The organism is Gilliamella sp. Choc6-1, from assembly GCF_001690385.1.
In the GTDB taxonomy this organism is placed as follows: domain Bacteria; phylum Pseudomonadota; class Gammaproteobacteria; order Enterobacterales; family Orbaceae; genus Gilliamella; species Gilliamella apicola_A.
The window spans coordinates 18,305-37,124 of the sequence record NZ_LZHI01000064.1; the positions used below are offsets into that span (position 1 = coordinate 18,305).

General features: G+C 32.6%; 14 protein-coding genes and 1 pseudogene. 2 read left to right on the forward strand and 13 right to left on the reverse strand.

Going from position 1 to position 18,820, the window contains the following annotated elements; translation table 11 throughout:
- Positions 1-20: 20 nt before the first annotated feature.
- The 4 genes from A9G36_RS07900 to corA form a co-directional block, all read right to left on the reverse strand.
- Positions 21-443, reverse strand: coding sequence for a YcgN family cysteine cluster protein (locus tag A9G36_RS07900; RefSeq protein WP_034943131.1), 423 nt, complete (start codon positions 441-443; stop codon positions 21-23).
- Positions 440-688: a YcgL domain-containing protein gene (locus tag A9G36_RS07905; RefSeq protein WP_081295236.1), complete on the reverse strand. Its 249-nt coding sequence runs from the start codon at positions 686-688 to the stop codon at positions 440-442. Before A9G36_RS07905 ends, A9G36_RS07900 begins: the two co-directional genes overlap by 4 nt.
- A gap of 10 nt (positions 689-698) precedes the next feature.
- On the reverse strand, positions 699-1,667 hold the full coding sequence (gene glk / locus A9G36_RS07910; protein WP_034943133.1) for a glucokinase: 969 nt from the start codon (positions 1,665-1,667) through the stop codon (positions 699-701).
- 191 nt (positions 1,668-1,858) lie between these two features.
- Positions 1,859-2,800: a magnesium/cobalt transporter CorA gene (gene corA, locus A9G36_RS07915; RefSeq protein WP_034943135.1), complete on the reverse strand. Its 942-nt coding sequence runs from the start codon at positions 2,798-2,800 to the stop codon at positions 1,859-1,861.
- Between the two features lie 219 nt (positions 2,801-3,019).
- On the opposite strand from corA, the gene A9G36_RS07920 reads away from it, so the two are divergent.
- Together A9G36_RS07920 and A9G36_RS10530 are read left to right on the forward strand one after the other, a co-directional pair.
- The gene (locus tag A9G36_RS07920) at positions 3,020-3,535 is read left to right on the forward strand and encodes a single-stranded DNA-binding protein (RefSeq protein WP_034943137.1); all 516 of its coding nucleotides are present in this window, start codon (positions 3,020-3,022) and stop codon (positions 3,533-3,535) included.
- Positions 3,536-3,738: 203 nt separating this feature from the next.
- Positions 3,739-3,852: pseudogene (locus tag A9G36_RS10530) on the forward strand (MarC family protein); the annotation flags it as partial.
- Positions 3,853-3,874: 22 nt separating this feature from the next.
- Here A9G36_RS10530 and A9G36_RS07925 read toward each other — a convergent pair.
- The 9 genes from A9G36_RS07925 to A9G36_RS07965 all read right to left on the reverse strand — a co-directional run bounded on the left by A9G36_RS07925 (position 3,875) and on the right by A9G36_RS07965 (position 18,811).
- Positions 3,875-4,567, reverse strand: a complete 693-nt coding sequence (locus A9G36_RS07925) for a DUF2461 domain-containing protein (protein ID WP_065585610.1) — start codon at positions 4,565-4,567, stop codon at positions 3,875-3,877.
- A 3-nt stretch (positions 4,568-4,570) separates the two neighbouring features.
- Positions 4,571-5,335 (reverse strand): 3-deoxy-manno-octulosonate cytidylyltransferase, encoded by a 765-nt coding sequence (gene kdsB / locus A9G36_RS07930; protein ID WP_065585611.1) that lies wholly within the window; start codon positions 5,333-5,335, stop codon positions 4,571-4,573.
- An 18-nt stretch (positions 5,336-5,353) separates the two neighbouring features.
- Complete coding sequence (locus A9G36_RS07935; RefSeq protein WP_034943144.1) at positions 5,354-5,539, reverse strand: Trm112 family protein; 186 nt, start codon at positions 5,537-5,539, stop codon at positions 5,354-5,356.
- 3 nt (positions 5,540-5,542) lie between these two features.
- A complete protein-coding gene (lpxK, locus tag A9G36_RS07940) occupies positions 5,543-6,550 on the reverse strand; it encodes a tetraacyldisaccharide 4'-kinase (protein WP_065585612.1) in 1,008 nt (335 codons plus the stop codon).
- Positions 6,551-7,023: 473 nt separating this feature from the next.
- Positions 7,024-9,072 carry an ATP-binding cassette domain-containing protein gene (locus tag A9G36_RS07945; RefSeq protein WP_034943149.1) on the reverse strand — a complete coding sequence of 683 codons (2,049 nt, stop codon included), beginning with the start codon at positions 9,070-9,072 and terminating at the stop codon, positions 7,024-7,026.
- Between the two features lie 15 nt (positions 9,073-9,087).
- The gene (locus tag A9G36_RS07950; RefSeq protein WP_065585613.1) at positions 9,088-13,035 is read right to left on the reverse strand and encodes a calcium-binding protein; all 3,948 of its coding nucleotides are present in this window, start codon (positions 13,033-13,035) and stop codon (positions 9,088-9,090) included.
- A 31-nt stretch (positions 13,036-13,066) separates the two neighbouring features.
- Positions 13,067-16,888 (reverse strand): beta strand repeat-containing protein, encoded by a 3,822-nt coding sequence (locus A9G36_RS07955; protein WP_065585614.1) that lies wholly within the window; start codon positions 16,886-16,888, stop codon positions 13,067-13,069.
- Between the two features lie 26 nt (positions 16,889-16,914).
- Complete coding sequence (locus tag A9G36_RS07960; protein WP_080715837.1) at positions 16,915-18,192, reverse strand: HlyD family type I secretion periplasmic adaptor subunit; 1,278 nt, start codon at positions 18,190-18,192, stop codon at positions 16,915-16,917.
- Between the two features lie 52 nt (positions 18,193-18,244).
- The gene (locus tag A9G36_RS07965) at positions 18,245-18,811 is read right to left on the reverse strand and encodes a hypothetical protein (RefSeq protein ID WP_034943157.1); all 567 of its coding nucleotides are present in this window, start codon (positions 18,809-18,811) and stop codon (positions 18,245-18,247) included.
- Positions 18,812-18,820 lie beyond the last annotated feature (9 nt).

Below are 18,820 nucleotides of genomic sequence, written 5' to 3' on the forward strand. Positions count from 1 at the left end.
AACTGCTCCTTTTTTATTTTTTAGATTATATGATCTTCCCAACAAATTACATCTTTTTCATAAACAATACGGTTTCTAACTGATATTTTTAGTTTATGCATAAGTTTTTTATTACCAATAATAAGCGGATGCCATTCTGGTAATCTTCCATTTTTAGAAAAGTAGCGATATGAACAGGTCAATGGTAACCATTCAATAGTTAAAAGATTTTCACGAGTCAACTTAATACAATCCGGCTCATAATCAAATCGTTTATGATAATGTCTACACTGACAAGTATGAGAATCAAGCAGGTTACAAGCAACATTAGTATATAAGATTTCGTTTGTATCTTCGTCCATTAATTTATTTAAACAGCATTGACCACAACCATCACAAAGTTGTTCCCATTCTTCATCGCTCATTTGAGCTAATGTTTTAGATTCCCAAAATGGCTCTATCATACTTTAAAATCATCTTCTTTTAGCATTTGTAAAAAAAAACCATCCATTTTAATTTTTTTCTCAATCTCATCTGAAGTACCTACCACAAAACGTCGTTTACCATCAAGTAAAACTTTCATTACAAACACTGGTTTACCAAAAATAGACAATATTTTATCAGGGATAGTGGAAAAATTATTTTCTTTTTCAATATATAGATAACAGTTTTCTTTTTTAGAACTTCGATAGATATAACACCACATCATAAGGTAATCCTTAATAATTTTTTTTGAGGCTATTTTTTAAATAAACGCCTGCACCAAATAACCCTGGGTTATCATGTATTATGACATAAACAGGAATTTTTTTTACTAAGTATGACATTCTTCCTTTGTTTTCGAATGCTTCTCGGAATGGGGATGCTTTAAAAAACTCAATGAAACGAGGCACAATACCACCAGCAATATAAACTCCACCTTGTGTATTAAGCGTTAATGCTAAATTACCGCCAAAACGTCCCATAAATGTGCAGAAATAGGTTAATGTCTGCAAGCTTAATGAGCAACTTTTAGCTAAAGCTTTCTTAACTATAATTTCAGGTGTTACATCTTCAATTGGTTGGTTATTAATTTGTAATAATGCTTGATAGATATTCACAATCCCATTACCTGATAAAAAACGCTCTGTTGATACACGTCCAAATCTTTTGCGTAATTTTGCTAAGATTCGATCCTCATCGTCATTTATCATAGGTAATTCAGTATGACCACCTTCCCCTGGCAAGCTCATCCAGTTTTGATTCACTTTAATTAAGTGTGATACCCCAAGCCCAGTGCCGGCGCCATAAATTGCAATTGGGTAATCTAAATCCGGTTCATTTCCACCTATTTTAACTAGATCATGTTTAAGTAATTTGGGAATCGACGTTGATATTGCTATAAAATCATTAATTACTTCAAGCTTTGTTAGTTTCAATTCTTGCATTAATTCATAACGAGAAAATGACAAATTATTATTGGTCATATTTACTATATCTTCATCATCAATCGGACAAGCAATAGCAATACAAGCCATCTCAATATTGACTGATTGTGCTTGCAGATAATTCTTAATTAACGTTAACAATATATCATTTTTTGAAATAAGAATTTTTTTAATGGCTGATAGCTCGTTGGTTGCTAAATTGTATAGCGCAAAACGGGCATTAGTTCCACCAATATCGGTGACTAGTGCATATTGACTCATTTAGTTCCCTTTTATAATAAATTAATTTTTTAATTTAAATAACAAGCTACTTTATTTGTCAGTTGTAGAAAGTAATATCATCAATTATTTATAACAATTTAACTAGGTTAACTTTATTGGTATTACTTATATTGGACCCCGCTAAATAAAGTTTAGCAGATAAAGTCTTAAATATTTAAAATAACCAAAGCCTATAGCCACTTTTTAAGTTTAAAATATATATAAGGTGCTACGCCAGCTAGTAACATTAAGAGTAATGAAAACGGATATCCATATTCCCATTTAAGCTCAGGCATATTTTCAAAATTCATACCATATGCTGAGGCAACCACTGTAGGTGGTAAAAATACTACTGAAACAACTGAAAATATTTTAATGATTCGACTTTGTTCAATATTAATAAAACTTGTTGCTGCCTGCATTAAAAAGTTTACTTTTTGAAATAATGATTCATTATGCGGCACAAGCGATTCAATATCTCGAATAACTTCACGAGCTTGTTCTAACTGCTCCGCTGGCATTTTAGCACGACGAACTAAATAATTAACTGCACGTTGGCTATCCATTAAACAAAGGCGCACTTTCCAAGCAGTATCTTCAAGTTCTGCTAATGAGGTAATAGCTTCATCATAGTGTTCTTGTGCAGAACGATCCATAATAATTAAACTTAGCTCTTCAAGCTCACTGTAAATATTTTCAATCTGATCCGCTAATTGTTCAACTTTAACTTCAAATAAATCAAGTAAAACTTCATATGGATTTCCATCACCCATAGTTTGATAACGTGAGCGCATTCGATATAAACGGAATGCAGGTAAGTCTCGTTCACGTAATGTAAATAAACGCCCGTTATGAACTGTGAAGGCAACTGTCGAGTTACCAGCTCGATCTTCAGCATCTTCATAAAAAAAGAAAGAGTGAACATGCAGGCCTTCGTTGTCTTCAAAAAAACGAGCTGATGCTTCAATATCATCTAATTCTATACTTGTTGCTAAGTTTTGTCCTAAATTTGCTAAAACAAATTCGCGATCGACTTCTTCTGGTTCAATTAAATCAATCCAGGTCGCATTATTTATGTCGCCTTCATTAATCTTCACTAATTGTTTGTTTTTTAGTCCAAACGCATTAATCATAAGGCCTCCTCCTTTAGGGGAAATGTTTTAGAACACGCTATTAACAAATGTGGGGCATTATACTCGTTCTATCTATAAATTCCTATGGTTAAGCTGATTTTTCTGTATTACAGGAAATTGTGAATTTCATTCCATTATTGAATTAAATTCGGTGATGTTACAGCTGTCTCATGCTACAATAATACACTTAAGTATATGTGCACTTTTTAGGAGTTTATAATGGCAAATCGAGGAATAAATAAAGTCATTTTAGTGGGTAATTTAGGTCAAGATCCAGAAGTTCGCTATATGCCAAATGGTAATGCTGTCGCTAATTTTAGTATTGCAACGTCAGAATCATGGAAAGATAAGCAAACTGGTGAAACACGTGATCGTACAGAATGGCATAGAGTAGTCGTCTTTGGTAAATTAGCCGAAATTGCAGGAGAATATATTAAAAAAGGAACTCAGGTTTATCTTGAGGGACAATTACAAACTCGCAAATGGCAAGATCAAACCGGCAATGATCGTTACACTACTGAAGTTGTTGTGAATCCAATTGGAGGTACATTGCAAATTTTGGGTTCTCGAAATAGTAATGAAGCATTTGAAGATGGATCACAAAAATGGGGACAAAGTGCTAATAATGTTTCTTCTGCACCTACTGCGGCGCGCTCTTCAACACAAAGCATACCAACTTCTCATACTAAAGCCCCTGAACCCCCAATGGATTTTGATGATGATATTCCATTTTAATTTTCGCAATAACTGGGTGTCAAAGTACGCCCATATTTCTTTTATTTATAATTATTTATCTGCAGTCAATCAATTGAAAAAAATGGTCACTATGATGTTTCAACTTGAGTTGTTTACACCGCTTTAATTTTAGTGCTTTTATTGTTATGTATTATTCTTTAGCTTTGTATACGAAGTGCTAGCAGTATAATGCGCTGTGTAGAAAAAGTGGCATTGAAGCTATTTCAAAAATTATGGACTCTTTATTAGCTTGTGTTGGAATACAGTTTATAATCAATGGTGTAAAAGAATTAGTATTAAATTTTACCAACATCTAATATAAAAATAAACTTAATAAAACTAAAGCGTTGTTATGCTTTTAATCATTTCTACTCGCATTAAATAATCATAGAGTGGAATTAGTTGTTTAAACCCTTTAACTAATTTTTTGGGTAAATCACTATTTAACACGTCTTCAATATGATTACTTGTCACCATAACCGCAAGATTTTTTCGGTTATACCAGGTTGCAACTTTTTCTTCTTGTTCTTTGATCAATGGACGTTTATAACTTTCCCCAACAAGCTCAAATGGTTTTTTGACACAACGTGCCATAGCTAAAAACTTCTTAGTATCATTAAGAATCTCATCTCGAAAAATATCCATCGTTTGTTTTGATGAACAATAATAGCCAAGTCCATATTGATAACTATTTGGACTAATTTCAAAAAAGTAAGCGGGAGCCTCTTTCCAATCTTTATTGGGGCGCTTAAATGTCAACCATAATCGGCTACAATAAAGTGATTTATCATTTGAAAAACGGGTATCTCGATGTATACGTGAAATTGTTTTACCAATAGCTGGGCGAGTTTCAAACCATTCGTCAATTTTAAGCATTTCCGGAGCTAATTGTTCAACCAAAAGCCTAAATGGTTTAACTAAATCGTTATCATAAATAGCACGATGTTCTTCAAACCATGGTTTGCTGTTATTTATCCAAACATCTTGTAAAAAATTAAGCCCATCTTGCGTAAACCCAGTAAAGTTTGCCATTGCTTACTCCTTAAATAACGCTCTTACTTTTTCTAAATCTTCTAAAGTATCAACACCAATTGCTGGAGGCTGTTTTGCCACAGCGACATGAATTTTTTGACCATACCAAAGCACTCTGAGTTGCTCTAACATTTCAATTTGCTCAAGTAAAGATGGAGCCCAATTAATATACTGACGAATAAAACCTGCACGATAGGCATAAATACCAATATGACGAAGATAAAAATCACCAATGCTAGGCAGTTTTAATAGATCAGTCGATTTAGCAAAACGATCTCGTTCCCAAGGAATCGTAGCACGAGAAAAATAAAGTGCATAGCCTTCTTTGTCAGTCACAACCTTAACCGTACCAGTATTAAATGCTTCGTCAACAGAATTAATTGGTACGGCTAACGTTGCCATTCCTGTTTTATATTGCACCAAATTTTCTGCCACTTGATTAATAATCATAGGTGGTATTAAAGGTTCATCCCCTTGTACATTAACAATAATTTCATCATCTGAAAATTGATAAGCATTAATGACCTCTGCTAACCTTTCGGTACCTGAATTATGCTTATCACTTGTCAGAATGACTTCTCCTCCATGCGTTTTGACTACATCAAAAACTTGTTGATGATCGGTTGCAATAATCACTCGACTGGCTAAGGATTTTTGCGCTTGTTCCATTACACGCACAATCATAGGTTTTCCATGAATATCCGCTAATGGCTTTGCAGGTAAACGGCTTGAGCCATATCTAGCAGGAATAATAACTGAAAAATTCATAACTAATATCCTGCCTTTTTATTCTTGAGTAGATAATGGCTTATTAAGTGACTTTGCTTCACATTCAAGTAAAACAGGAATATTATCTTTTACGGTATAGACTAAATTATCAGCTAAACAAATTAGCTGTTGATTATTGGCATCATACTGTAGTTGCTCATGGCATTTTGGACAAGCAAGTGCGCTTAAAAGTATTTCTTTCATATTTTATTCTCTTTTGGAATTTATTTTATCTAATAAGGAACAGATCTGCTCAATTACTTGCACGGGGATTACCGCATCAACTGGTAAATACCACCAATTTGCTTGAGCAAATTGTCTGCATTTAACCGCATCTTTTTCAGTCATTAAAAGAGTTTGGTCACAATTTGCAATATCGTTTAACAATAACAACGTAAATTGTTGATGATCTGCAAAAGGAATGGTTTTAATTACATTCATTTGCATTTTAATCAACATATCAAAAAAACGGTTAGGATGGCTAATACCTGCAATAGCACAAATATTTTGTAATGAAGATAATGGTTTTTTTTCTTGAGTAAGCAAATTTACCGCGTATCGTGGTGTTAATTGCATTGTGTAGACTTTATTAGGGTACTTTTGAGCTAGGTTATTTACACTATCACCATTTATAATGATTAAATCAACCGACTTTAATCGACTTTCTCGTTCTCGCATTGGTCCTGCAGGCATCCACCAACCATTACCAAATAAACGTTTTCCATCAACAACTACAACTTCAATATCACGCGATAGTGCATAATGTTGCAAACCATCGTCAGTCAAAATAACGTCTAATTGATACTGCTTTAATAGTGCTTGAACAGCGTCAGAACGGTGTGGAGATACAGCAATAGGCACATTAGTACGTTGATAAATAAGTACAGGTTCATCACCTGCTTGTTCGGTTGTTGTTGTTTTATTTAAAATAAGAGGATAACAATCAGACTTACCACCATAGCCTCGTGAAACTACTCCAACTTGTAACCCTTTTTGTTTTAGCGATTCAATTAAACCAACAACTAGTGGCGTTTTGCCATTACCACCAACAGATAAATTGCCAATAATAATAATAGGTACGGGTGAACGCCAAGGTTTTAAAATACCTAATCGATATAAAAAGCGACGAACAAGAGCAATCAAACCATATAATAAAGAAAATGGTATTAGTAACCAAAATAAACGATTTTTACCATACCACAGTTTTTCAATCATTATTTAATCACCATTTAATTTTGTTTCTTAATAAAATTCAATTAGTTGATATATTTTTAATATATCCCATTATTCTATTTTTAATCTATTAATTTTATAAAACTTATTAATAACTGGATATTTTAAGTAAAGCCTTAAAAGGGAATTATCTTATCTTATAATTAAAAAAAATACTAAATCAATTTATGAATAGTTTAATAGTATTTTACTGAAATTTTTTAATATTATATTTAAAAAATTCTTTCTATTAATAGAAATTGATGCAATAGTGATTTGATAAAACAATTATTGAGGTTTACTAAATGATAAACTCAAAATAATTAATCTATAAATTTGGAAAATTTGAACATAATAATATAAAAGAGAAAACAAATCTAACCATTTATTTTATATGATATTTTTCAACATTCAAAAATCTATATATCATTGATAAATGATATATAGATTCGTAATTATGTTAAAGAATTTTCAATCTATTTAGATTGTGCTTTTTGTAAGTAAGCTTGGAAATCTTGTTTATTACCATCAAAAACGATATTACCGCTATTTAACATGATTACACGATCGACAAAATTAAGTAGATTAGTTCTATCTGTTGCGATAATCATTGTTTGTCCTTCTTTTGCACGTAATTCTAACTGAGCTAATAGCAATTTTTCGGAATTGGGATCTAACTCAGCTGTTGGATTATCAAGGAGTGATATTGTATGCGGAGATAATATAAATCGTGCTAAAGCTAACTTTTGACGCTGTAATATTGTTAAAGGAACAGGCAATTGACGCCAATGAGTATCAAGCCCATTGTTTAAAAACGGGAGTAAACTGTGTAAATTAACTTGTTTTAATACTTCAAGAGCTCGCTCATGCGTAATTTGGTTAGGCTCATTATTTAAAGTAAGATATTCATAAACTGTTTCACCGATAATACCACTATATTGCCATAGATAGTGGGTTTCACTACGTAACGAATCTGCAATTGATTTGGTTAACATAAAGCCATTCCAAGTTATATTACCTTCATTTGCACCTAAAATACCTAGTAATAGTTTTAGTAATGTACTTTTGCCAGCCCCAGGACCACCAACTATAGCAATACGCTCGCCTTGCTTAATTTGCAAACTAATATCATTTAAACATGGTAATGAGGGATGATATTTAAAACTAACTTTTGATGCACTCCAACCATTTTCTGGACCATTAAATCCACTTAATAATCCATTTTCACTTTGTTCCTTATCTAGAAGAACATTTATTTGATTCATTGAGCTAGTCATACGTTGGAGGTTTGGTAACATATGCATTAACGAGAAGAGAGGTTGACTTAAACGCCCACCAATGATAATTGTTGCAAATAAACCCGCTGGTGACATATTGCCTGTTTGAATAAGATAAAAGGCAACAATAACAGCTAGCACAGTCTGTAAGCTCATTAGTCCCATTAAAAATGAGCTACAACGATTATGAATAATAAATCTTTTTTGTTCATTTTGTTGTGCTTTTTCGTTACCAGCTAAAAATGTGTATGCTGCTTCTTTGTAAGCAACTGAAGATTGATAATATTCAAGAGTTGTTGAAGAGAAAGGAACCTGCGCATTAATAGTTTGTATAGCTTTATTTTCGTAATAAAAAAGTGTAATACGAACTATTGCACAGATAAATATAACAATAGGTACAATAATCAACCAACCAGCAACTATCGCAATAACAATAAAATATAGAATACTAAATACTAAGTCTAAGACTGTACTAGAAAAAAATGCCAAAAATTGCATTCTAAATTGATTCCAGCTATTCATTGCTTCAATAACTTTACGTCCCCATTGAGTTGTAACGCTAGGCATTACTTGAATAAGTTCTAAAATAATTTTTGGTTCTAGTCGATATTGAACAAGCGATGAATATTCGCAACCTAATTTTATTCGATCCATTCGGAAATAATACTCTACAAAAATTGCAAGTATTACACCTAAAGAAAGTGTCCAAAGTGATGCATCTGCCTGCCCAGGAATAACACGATCATAAATAGCATTTAGATACAAAGGAATAATCATAATAAATAAATTTATAATTAATGTTGTCCAAAAAAGACGTGAAATAATTTTATTTTCTTTTTGGCCAAGCACTAATAAAGAACGCCAAGTTAACCTATTTTGCCTTTCTGTTGGTAAAACACGCCAAGTATTTTCTGGCAATTGCTTTAACTTTACATTCTTTTCATTTTTAATTTTATTAAATCGAACGGAAAGTAAAAGCCATCCTGTATTTTCTTCAAAAGCGACATATAAACCTTTATTAACTGCATTATGATCTTTTGAACAAGGAAACAACTCAATACCAAGGTATTTTTTAGCTAATTCAAACAATGTTTCTTGAGTTATATTTTCATCTAGCTTATCGACTTGCTCCTGCCACTCCCATTGACCAATAGGTAAGGATAGTTTTTTTGCAGCCCCAGATAAGACCGACTTTAATTGTGAAATACTCGAATTATTTAAAGTATTTGAAGATAATTCACTATTCATAAAGATATTTAATACCTATACATGATTCCAAGTTAATGTATGGGTACCGTCAGTCCACTGATCAATTCCTGCAGCAACTTCAGTATGAACCCATGTCCCCATGCTATCAAGGATTTGAAGCGAATCAGCGCTATCTGTATCAAATTGGATATTATTATTATCCATATTTTTAAACAGATCATCAATATTAACAATAATAAAATCACCATTAACATTATCTTTAAAATTGAACACATCTATATGTCTAAATAAGCTATTATCAAATGTGGTAAAATCAAAGATTCCTGAACCTACACCCTTTGCTTTTGATACTGCATCATTGCCTAAGCCACCATCAATCAATTTGTATTTAGTTAAATCAGAAAGTGATTTGAATTGGAAATCATCATTCTGGTTAGTTCCTATAATATTAGCGATAAAATAAATTTGATCATCGCCCAAATTACCTTTATGAACTTTACCTGCTGACATATCAACTTTAATAGCTTCACTTATTAAGTGATAATCCAAAGTTGTCGTACCAGAAGCTGCATTATGACCATTAACGATTTTATCATTACCTGCACTTCCATAAACAATATCATTACCATCTCGAGTATAAATTTGGTCATCTAAATGACTTCCATAAATGATATCGCTGTTATCAGTACCAATTATTGAATAAATATTGTTAAGCGAATCTACTCCATTATATCCATTGTTAGAAACCTTACCTGTTTCTAGGTTAGCTACGACACCTTGCCCTGTTCTGACCGAAGAGTAATCTACAACAGCATCTGAACCTACACCAGTTAATTTATTATTTCCTGCACCTCCAACTAAAAGTCCCTTTCCAGTTAGAGCATCATCGTATTGTGAGCCTCTAATGTGGTTGATTCTAGAGATTTTATCATGTCCACCAAAACCATTAGTTGCAGTACCATTACCATTTTCATCTAAAGTAACTATAACACCTTGGTTACCTGAATCATAAAAAATCCAATCATCACCACCACCACCATCAATAATATTATCGCCGCCATTTGCACGAATATGATCATGTTGAGAGCCACCAATAATTCTATTACCTATTGATTTATTACCGTTAATTTCTGCACTACCACTTGTCATTAACATAACGTTAGTAATACTGTTCATGCTTACCTTACTACTGCCTGTAATGATTTGGTTTTCAAGATCTATCATATAACGACCAGTCATGGTATTTGACAATATGATAGTATCCTTTCCACCATTCCCATTTATTAAAGTTGTACTTTTATCCAATAAAAATATATCATTGTTAGCCGTACCAACAAACTTTGTAAAGGCATTATTGGTGAAAGTATCCTCATACTGTTGACCATTTATAACTTTGATTACTTTACCGTTGACAGCATCTACTTTTATTCCATCACCTTGGCCAACGTTATTTGAATAACGACTATAATCTAATGTGTTTGTTCCACCTGCTTTTGCAATAATCTCATCATTACCTAATGATCCATAAATGATATTATTAAAACCACCACCTAGTGTTATTTTGTTATTTTCTGCATTACCTTCAATAACATCATCAAATGCTGAACCAACAATATTTTCGATATTTTCTATAATGTCTTGTCCATATTTACCATTCTGTTCTGAGCCATTTTTATTAGCGATATTATTTTGTAAGCTAACATCAATATTACTACTAACGTTACTATAATCTAATGTATCTATACCTACGCCACCATCGTAATGATTATTCATACTACCTTTACCCACTATAATATAATCATTACCATTACCAGTGCTTATCTTATAGTCAGTATTATCGTTTAAGGTAAGATGATCATCAAAATTTGTAGCAATAATGCCATTAATACCGACCAATTGGTCTGTACCACCAAAGCCATTTGAGTAAGCTCTCTGTGTTTTTAAATTTATATTAATTGCAGAAGTTGCCAAACTATAATCAACGGTATCATTATCCATCCCACCTATATAAGTGTTATAACCTTTACCTGCAATATAAATATTATTTCCTGATTCGCCATGAATTACAGCACGGCTTGTTGTATCACCATTAATTTTGAATATATCATTACCTGCTCCGCCATAAATAGTCATACTACCATTTGCTGTTACAAATAAATCATCGTAATTACTTCCTATAATTGTTTGAATATTTTTAAGAGTATCTTTTCCACCGAAGCCATTAGCTTCGACTTGCTCTACACTATTCGCTAAATTAACGACAATTCCATTGGTTGCATATTCATAGCTTGCTGTTACATTACCCCCATTACCACCAATTAAGGTATTATTTCCACCCATTCCAATTAAAGTGTCATTTCCACCATTACCAATAATAATGTTATCTTTATCATCACCTTTTAATATGTCATCAAAATGCGTACCAGTAATATTATTAATATTTTTAACGGTATCATTACGTCCCATACTATCAGTAACAGATCCTTTAGTTAAATCAACATTAATACCCTTGGCTGTTGTTTCATAACTTAAGGTGTTAATACCCTCTTTACCATCAATATAATTAGCATTCCCACCTCCAACGATGAAAACATCGTTGCCAGCGCCGCCAATGAGTTTATTATCAGTATTTAAATCTCCAATGAAAGTATTATTACCATCATTACCAACAATATTTTGAATATTCTTGAGTTCTTGATTCGCAGCACCTGAAACCATATTAGCATTTAAATCAAAAATTAAATCCCCTTTTACTTTAGAGTAATCAACAGTATTTACACCTGCACCACCATCATAAATATCCTTGGAATTACTGGCAATAATTACATCATCACCCGCACCACCAATGACATGTACATTATTAGGCTTACTTGATAAGAGAAGGTTTCCATCCATATCAACAATCGATGAAGGAGATTCGACAATAGAAAAATTAAAATTTTCTGTTTTTGTTACACCATTTTTATCGGTATAGGTAACATTCACACCAAATTTATTAATCTGATTTTCAGGATATAAAAGGATAGCTTCATTTGGTAATAAGCCATACTTATCACCTTGAGGAGTACCTCCTTTGATAATTTCATATCCCTGAGGAAGCCCAGTTATGCTATCAATAGTTTGCGCATCATCAAAAGAAATAATACGAAGAATTTTACCCTCTTGAATATAGTTTCTATTTGTGACATCGATAGTCCAGTTAGCATTTTCTGTCGAAAGATCAACAACAGTATTTGAATATTGTTCACTAGCACCATCGGTTGTTCTAGCAGCTAAATTACCACTACCTACCTTTACAACATGTTGAGCACCATCAATTAGCCCTTCCCATTGATAAAGTTTGACTTTTGGGGGTTCTGGTGCCAAATTCTCACTTGACTGTGGTTTTACTATTGGTGCTACACCATCGATATTAGATTCGTAATTTGATGAATCGGAACTCGAAGATGATGTTGAACTTTTCTTAAGCATTATTGTAGAATTCGGCGATTTGAGTTTGTTAAGTGTTATCTCCATATCAATATTCATCATTTCATCCAGCGATGACTCAACATCAGCAGTCGACATGTCAGCACCACCACTACTATCAATAACCACAAAATTATCAGTCATATTAGTTGTGACATCGACAGTTTTATCCTCGGTGCTATGTGCGTTTTGTTCATCATCTTTAGTAATATTATGATCGGGAACATTTGTCTCAATAATATTTGGAGAAGTTTCTTCCACATGTGCTAAGCTTAAAATATCATAAGAAGTTAGCTTTTTCCCATCATTAAATGCAAGAGAAAGAACTCCACCATGAAAAGAGGCTAATTCTGCCCCCATTGTTAAGATTAATTTACGCCCATCACCTGTTGTAATAATTAAATCAGGACCATTAATTGATAAAACTATATTATCCTTTTCCCATGATGCGTTAATATTATTATCTTTAAATGTAAATGGGATCACTGAAAAAGCTGAGTCTGACGGTGTCAATGCTGTATTTGTATTACTCATAAACTTATCTCATTTCTTACTTTATTGTGATTTAAACGCGATTAACTACTAATTCATTTGTGCCGTCAGTCCACGTTTCTGTAGAACCACTTGTTGTATGACTCCAAGAGGAGGAATTAATTACGGCTAAATTATCATTACTATCTAAGACAAATTCTACTTTGTTCTGATCCATATTATTGAACAGGATTGATAAATCAATAGAAATATTATCCGTTTTACTATCATTAAATTCAAAACGTTCAATGTTTTTGAAAATAGTTTGAGCATGCGATCCAAAAGAGAAATTGCTTGATTCGCCTGATTTTTTAACTATGTCTTGACCTAATCCACCATCAATTATTTTGTAATTATTTAAGTCTTTTGATGAAGATATTTTAAATACATCGTTTTCATTAGTACCAATAATATTTTCGATATTTTTAAAAGTATCTTTACCATTGCTACCATTATTACCTTTAAAAACTGTACCAGCTTGAATATCCACTTCAATTTTCGTATTACTTAATTCACTATAATTTAAAGTGTCATTGCCATTACTACCGTCATATTTGTCGTTACCTTCGCTACCATAAAACATATCATTTCCAAAACGTCCTGTTATGATATTATCATTTGCGTTACCACGAATAACACTATGATTTGAACTAGCGGTAACATTATTAATGTTAATCAGCGTATCGATTCCTTTTGCTCTATTACCTTTTTTGATAGCTGTCCCAGTTGTTAAATTGATATCAACAAATTCCGCATGATAATAATCAACTATCGCATTACCTATACCGTCGATTGTATCATTGCCAGATAACGTTTCAATTTTTCCACTCGCTTTGATGTAATCATCATAATTAGTCCCTATAATTCTGTTGATATTCTCGATTGTATCAACACCACCATAGCTATTTTGTGTTGCCATACCCGTCCCTGTTTCATCAAGCGAAATTACTAGACCTTGACCTGTTTTTGATTCCATATAAGATATGAGATCGGAACCACCCCCACCAATTATGTAATTACTTCCCCCCATAATATAGAAAGTGTCGTTTGAAGCCCCTCCAACAAACTTGGTTACTCCAGTTGTTTTAGTGTAACCTACATTGCCGTTAATATTTGAAAATCTCACTTCATCAATATTATTTATTTTATGTTGATATAGTGTATCTTTATTCCAATAATCAATCTCTTTTTTATTAAGAGATGCTAAAACTTTTCCTGAAATGTTACTGTAATCAATGGTATCATGGCCTGCACCACCATCTATTTTTTGAAAACCAGTTGATGCAAAAAAAGTATCATTACCACTTGAGCCAACAAAATTGTTAAAATTTAAGAAGCTATCTACACCTGAATTTTTACTAACTTCACCAGTACCGATATTAACTTTCACACCATTAGTTAAATTATCATAACTTAATGTATTATCACCTGCTCCGCCATCGATAGTGACATTGTCTATACCACCGTGAATAACATCATCATAGTCGGATGCAATAATTTTTTGAATATTAGTTAACGTGTCCTTACCACCAAAACCATTATTCGTTACGTTACCGGTTAGCAAATTTATATCTAAACCAGTAATTGCATTACTATAATTAACAGTATTAGTAAAACCCGCACCGTTACTTCCACCATTAATTACGTTATTACCATAACCAGCAATAAAAGTATTGTTTCCTAAACCACCATCTATAGAATGATCACCATTACCTAAAATAAAATAATCGTCATGATTAGAACCAACTACCTTATTAATATTTTTTAAAATATCAATACCATAAAAACCATTTTCAAATGCAACTCCCTGATCAAAATCCAAAATTACTCCAGTAATTGCCGATGAATAATTAACGATATCGTTTCCTATTCCACCTAAATAATTATTAAATCCCACACCAGCAAAATAAATATTATTACCACTATTACCACTTAAAAATGTAATACTTGCATCATTACCGGAAATATGGAAAATGTCATCTCCTGCACCACCATCAATTATAGTTGTCCCTACACCTGTATGGAAAATATCATTATGGCTACTTCCAAGAATATTTTGAATATTGATAAGTGTGTCTTTACCACCAAAACCATTTTTAATAACTTGTTTATCAGAATTTCTTAAGTCAACGTTTATTCCTGACTTTGCGTCAGCATAACTGGCAGTATTATTTCCTTCACCGCCATCAAGAATATTGTCCCCCCCCATTCCTGATAAAATATCATCACCTTTGCCGCCATTTATCTTATTATTTTGATCATCGCCAATCAGTACATCGTTAAATAAACTTCCTATAATATTTTGTACATTAGACAAAGAATCTGAACCACCATTTCCATTATTAAGTGCGATGCCTTTAGATAAATCAACCGAAACTCCACTCGCCGCAGCTTCATAATTGATGGTATTTTCACCTTTTCCACCATCAACAATATTGTTTCCACCGTTACTAATAATTACATCGTTGCCATCACCACCAACTAATTTATTACTATTTGTTAAATGTCCAATTAAAGTATCACCATTATTACTACCAACCACATTTTGAATATTTTCTAAGGTATGATGGGTATTTTTTGAAGTACTTTCACCTTTATTCAAATCAATAATTAATGATTCTTTTAGTTGACTATAATTTACTGTATTTGTTCCCTCACCTCCATCATAATGCCCATTCTGGTAACCAGCAAAGATGGTATCGTCTCCACTACCTGCAGTAATATCAACATGGTTTTTAGATGAAGCTAGTTGAAAATGTCCTTTACTATCAACGATAACACTAGGATTATTGGAAACATCGAAATTTGCTTCTTCTGTTATATTTTGCCCATCATTATCAACATAGCTGAATGAAAGGTTGAAGGTAAAATTTACTCCTTCAGGATATAAAATTAGAAATTGATTTGATTTTAAACCGTACTGTTTACCTAGAACAGAATCACCTGTAATTATTGTCATATTACTAAGTTCACCTGTTACAGAAGTAACAATTCTAGCATCATCGACTTCAATAATGCGACCGATTTTCCCGATAGGAATCATATCAGTATTATTTACATAAATTGACCAATCTTCCGTTTCCTCCGATAGATCAATATGAACCTTTTTATATTGTAATGCAAAATTATCAGAAGATGCTGCTTCATCATTGCCAGTTCCACTCATCCAAGTTTTTGTTGTTTGATCAACAACAGATTTAATCTGGAATAGCTTAATTGCCGGAATTTCGACTGCATCAGGTTTTTTATCAACATGGCCTTCATTGTTCTCAATCATAAGCGGCGCTTCTGCAATAAATTTTTCTGGTAATGATTCAGCTGTATCCGATGCTGAAACTAAAGAACTATTCTCTGATACATTTACGTCAATTTCTTTAAATGATGGAGAAGATTTTTTAGATATCATTTTTTCAAGTTCTTCAGTACTATCTTCCTGTTGTTGTAATTTACTTTCAAGATTTTCAATCTCTATAAATTCAACAACTTCATTTGCTAGCGACTCTACTACTTCTATATCATCTTGCCCTTTTAACTCAGATTTTGTATCAATAGGAGATTCATTATTTTCAGTAAATTTAGGGGCTGTATTGATAAAACTGGCTTTTGATATTATTTCATCTGAATTTATAGTTACACCATCTTTAAACTTGAACGTGAAAATATTTTGATCTAACGATGCAAATTTAGCTGCTAAAGGTAATATTAATTTTTTATCACCAGACTGAACAATTAAGTCAGTACCATTAATTAATAACTCAACATCTTTATAGTTAACAGGAATATAATTATCTGCATATGTTGCAGGAACGACGGCTATTTCCGGAGATGCTGGTATTGGTAATTGATTATATGACATCTATTTACATCCATTCATTTAATAAGTTAAGGTTCAGAAAAAATAAGAGAACTATTTGACAATAAAGGTTTTAAAAAGTACTCAAGTAATGTTCTTTTTCCAGTAAGCAGGTATGCATCAACGCTCATCCCTGGATACATTGTAACATTATATTTTTCAGCTGGAACTTCAATACTTACAAGATAATAACGCCCTATATTTTCATCAGATAAAGCATCAGCGCTGATAACAGAAACTTTGCCTTCTAAGGTATTAGCATATGAAACATCAAAAGCACTTACATGTAATTTTGCGACCATATTTTCCCAAATGCGATCACGATCCTCTGGTCTTACTCTTACTTCAGCAATTAAAGGAACTTTTGATGGTGCGATTTCAACAACCTCTCCACCTTGCCTAATAACTGCACCTTTATGAGCAACAAAAAGGCGCTGAATAACTCCATCAACGGGGCTTACAATTTTAGAGTTTTCTCGTCTTTCTTCACTAGCTGTTTTTAATGCATCAACACGACTTAAATCAGTATTAACTTGAGTTAATTGTTTTTGTACATCAGATATAAAATCTGCTTGAATCTGTTCATATCTTGCTTCATATTCTGAAAGCTCACTATTTAGTCTTGGTATTTTAAGTCTAGCTTCATTAAGGGCAGTTTGAATTTGTTGATATTCAAGTTTTTTCTGTAGTAAACTTCCTTGAGCCGCTGCACCTTTAGTCACCATAGTTTTATAAAGCTGAACCTCTTGTTTTGCTAATTCTGCTTGTTTGCTAAGATCATCAATCTTGGTTGCCAACTCCAAAATTTGAGCTTTTTTCTGTTCAACTTGAGCGCTATTAACCTGTTTTTGTGCTTGTAAAGCGACTGATCTCGATTCAAATAAACTCGATTCACTAGTGATGATTTCATCTAGGTATTTTTCTCCAGTAAATTGTGGTTCAAATTTTTCACCACTTAGTTCTGCATGTAATCGCTGAACTTTTACAAGCAATGCTTTGCGTTCAACCTCATTTTTAGCATAGCTTTCATTTACATAACTATTATCGACAATAGCAATCAACTGACCTTCAGTGACTTGTTGCCCTTCATGTACTAAAAGTTGTTGAATTACTCCCCCCTCTGGGTGTTGAAGTGTCAAGTTTCGGCTCTCGACTCTAATCACTCCTATTCCTTTTACAAGCACATCAACTTTAAATAGCGAGATCCAGATTAGAAATAAAATGAAAACAACTAATGTTCTACCTGCTATACCATCAGGCATATAGTTAGTTATCCTTTTTAGAATGTCTAAAGATTTATCTTCCATTTTCCTTCCAATTACTCTCTAATTTTCCTATGAGGGTTATTTATAATTTACACTACTGTCCTATTACTCTTGATTGATTTAGTGATTGTCCTTGACGTTGAGTAGTCGGTTCTGTTTTTATATCAGTACTATTTTCCCGTATATGTATTGAGACAAACCCAATATCACTCTTATTGACTGAAGAATTTTCTATCTTAACTTTTTGAATAGAAACCCCTTCAATCTGTAATATACTAAATACAGACAAACTACGATCATATTGTAGAGATAAAGAAACTCCCATTTGAGCATCATCTGATGAAGTAGCAAATATAACTGCTCCTTTATCCTCAATTTGATCTTTATGAAGCTTAATCCAATTTACCAATTCCTCTTTATTTTTAGCAGTTAAATAATTTTGGTTACGTAGAAATTCAAGACGTAACTCATCGCGGTAAAAAGGTTCATTATATACAAAAAATTGTGTAGCCACTTGATTACGCTCACGCAATTTAATACCAACATTTTGCTGAGCAATTATCATTAGTATTTGAAAAAGTAATGTTATTAAAAGATAAACAAGTAACAATACTGTCATCATATCTACATATGCTGGCCAGAAATGTGAATTTGATTTCATAAGACAATA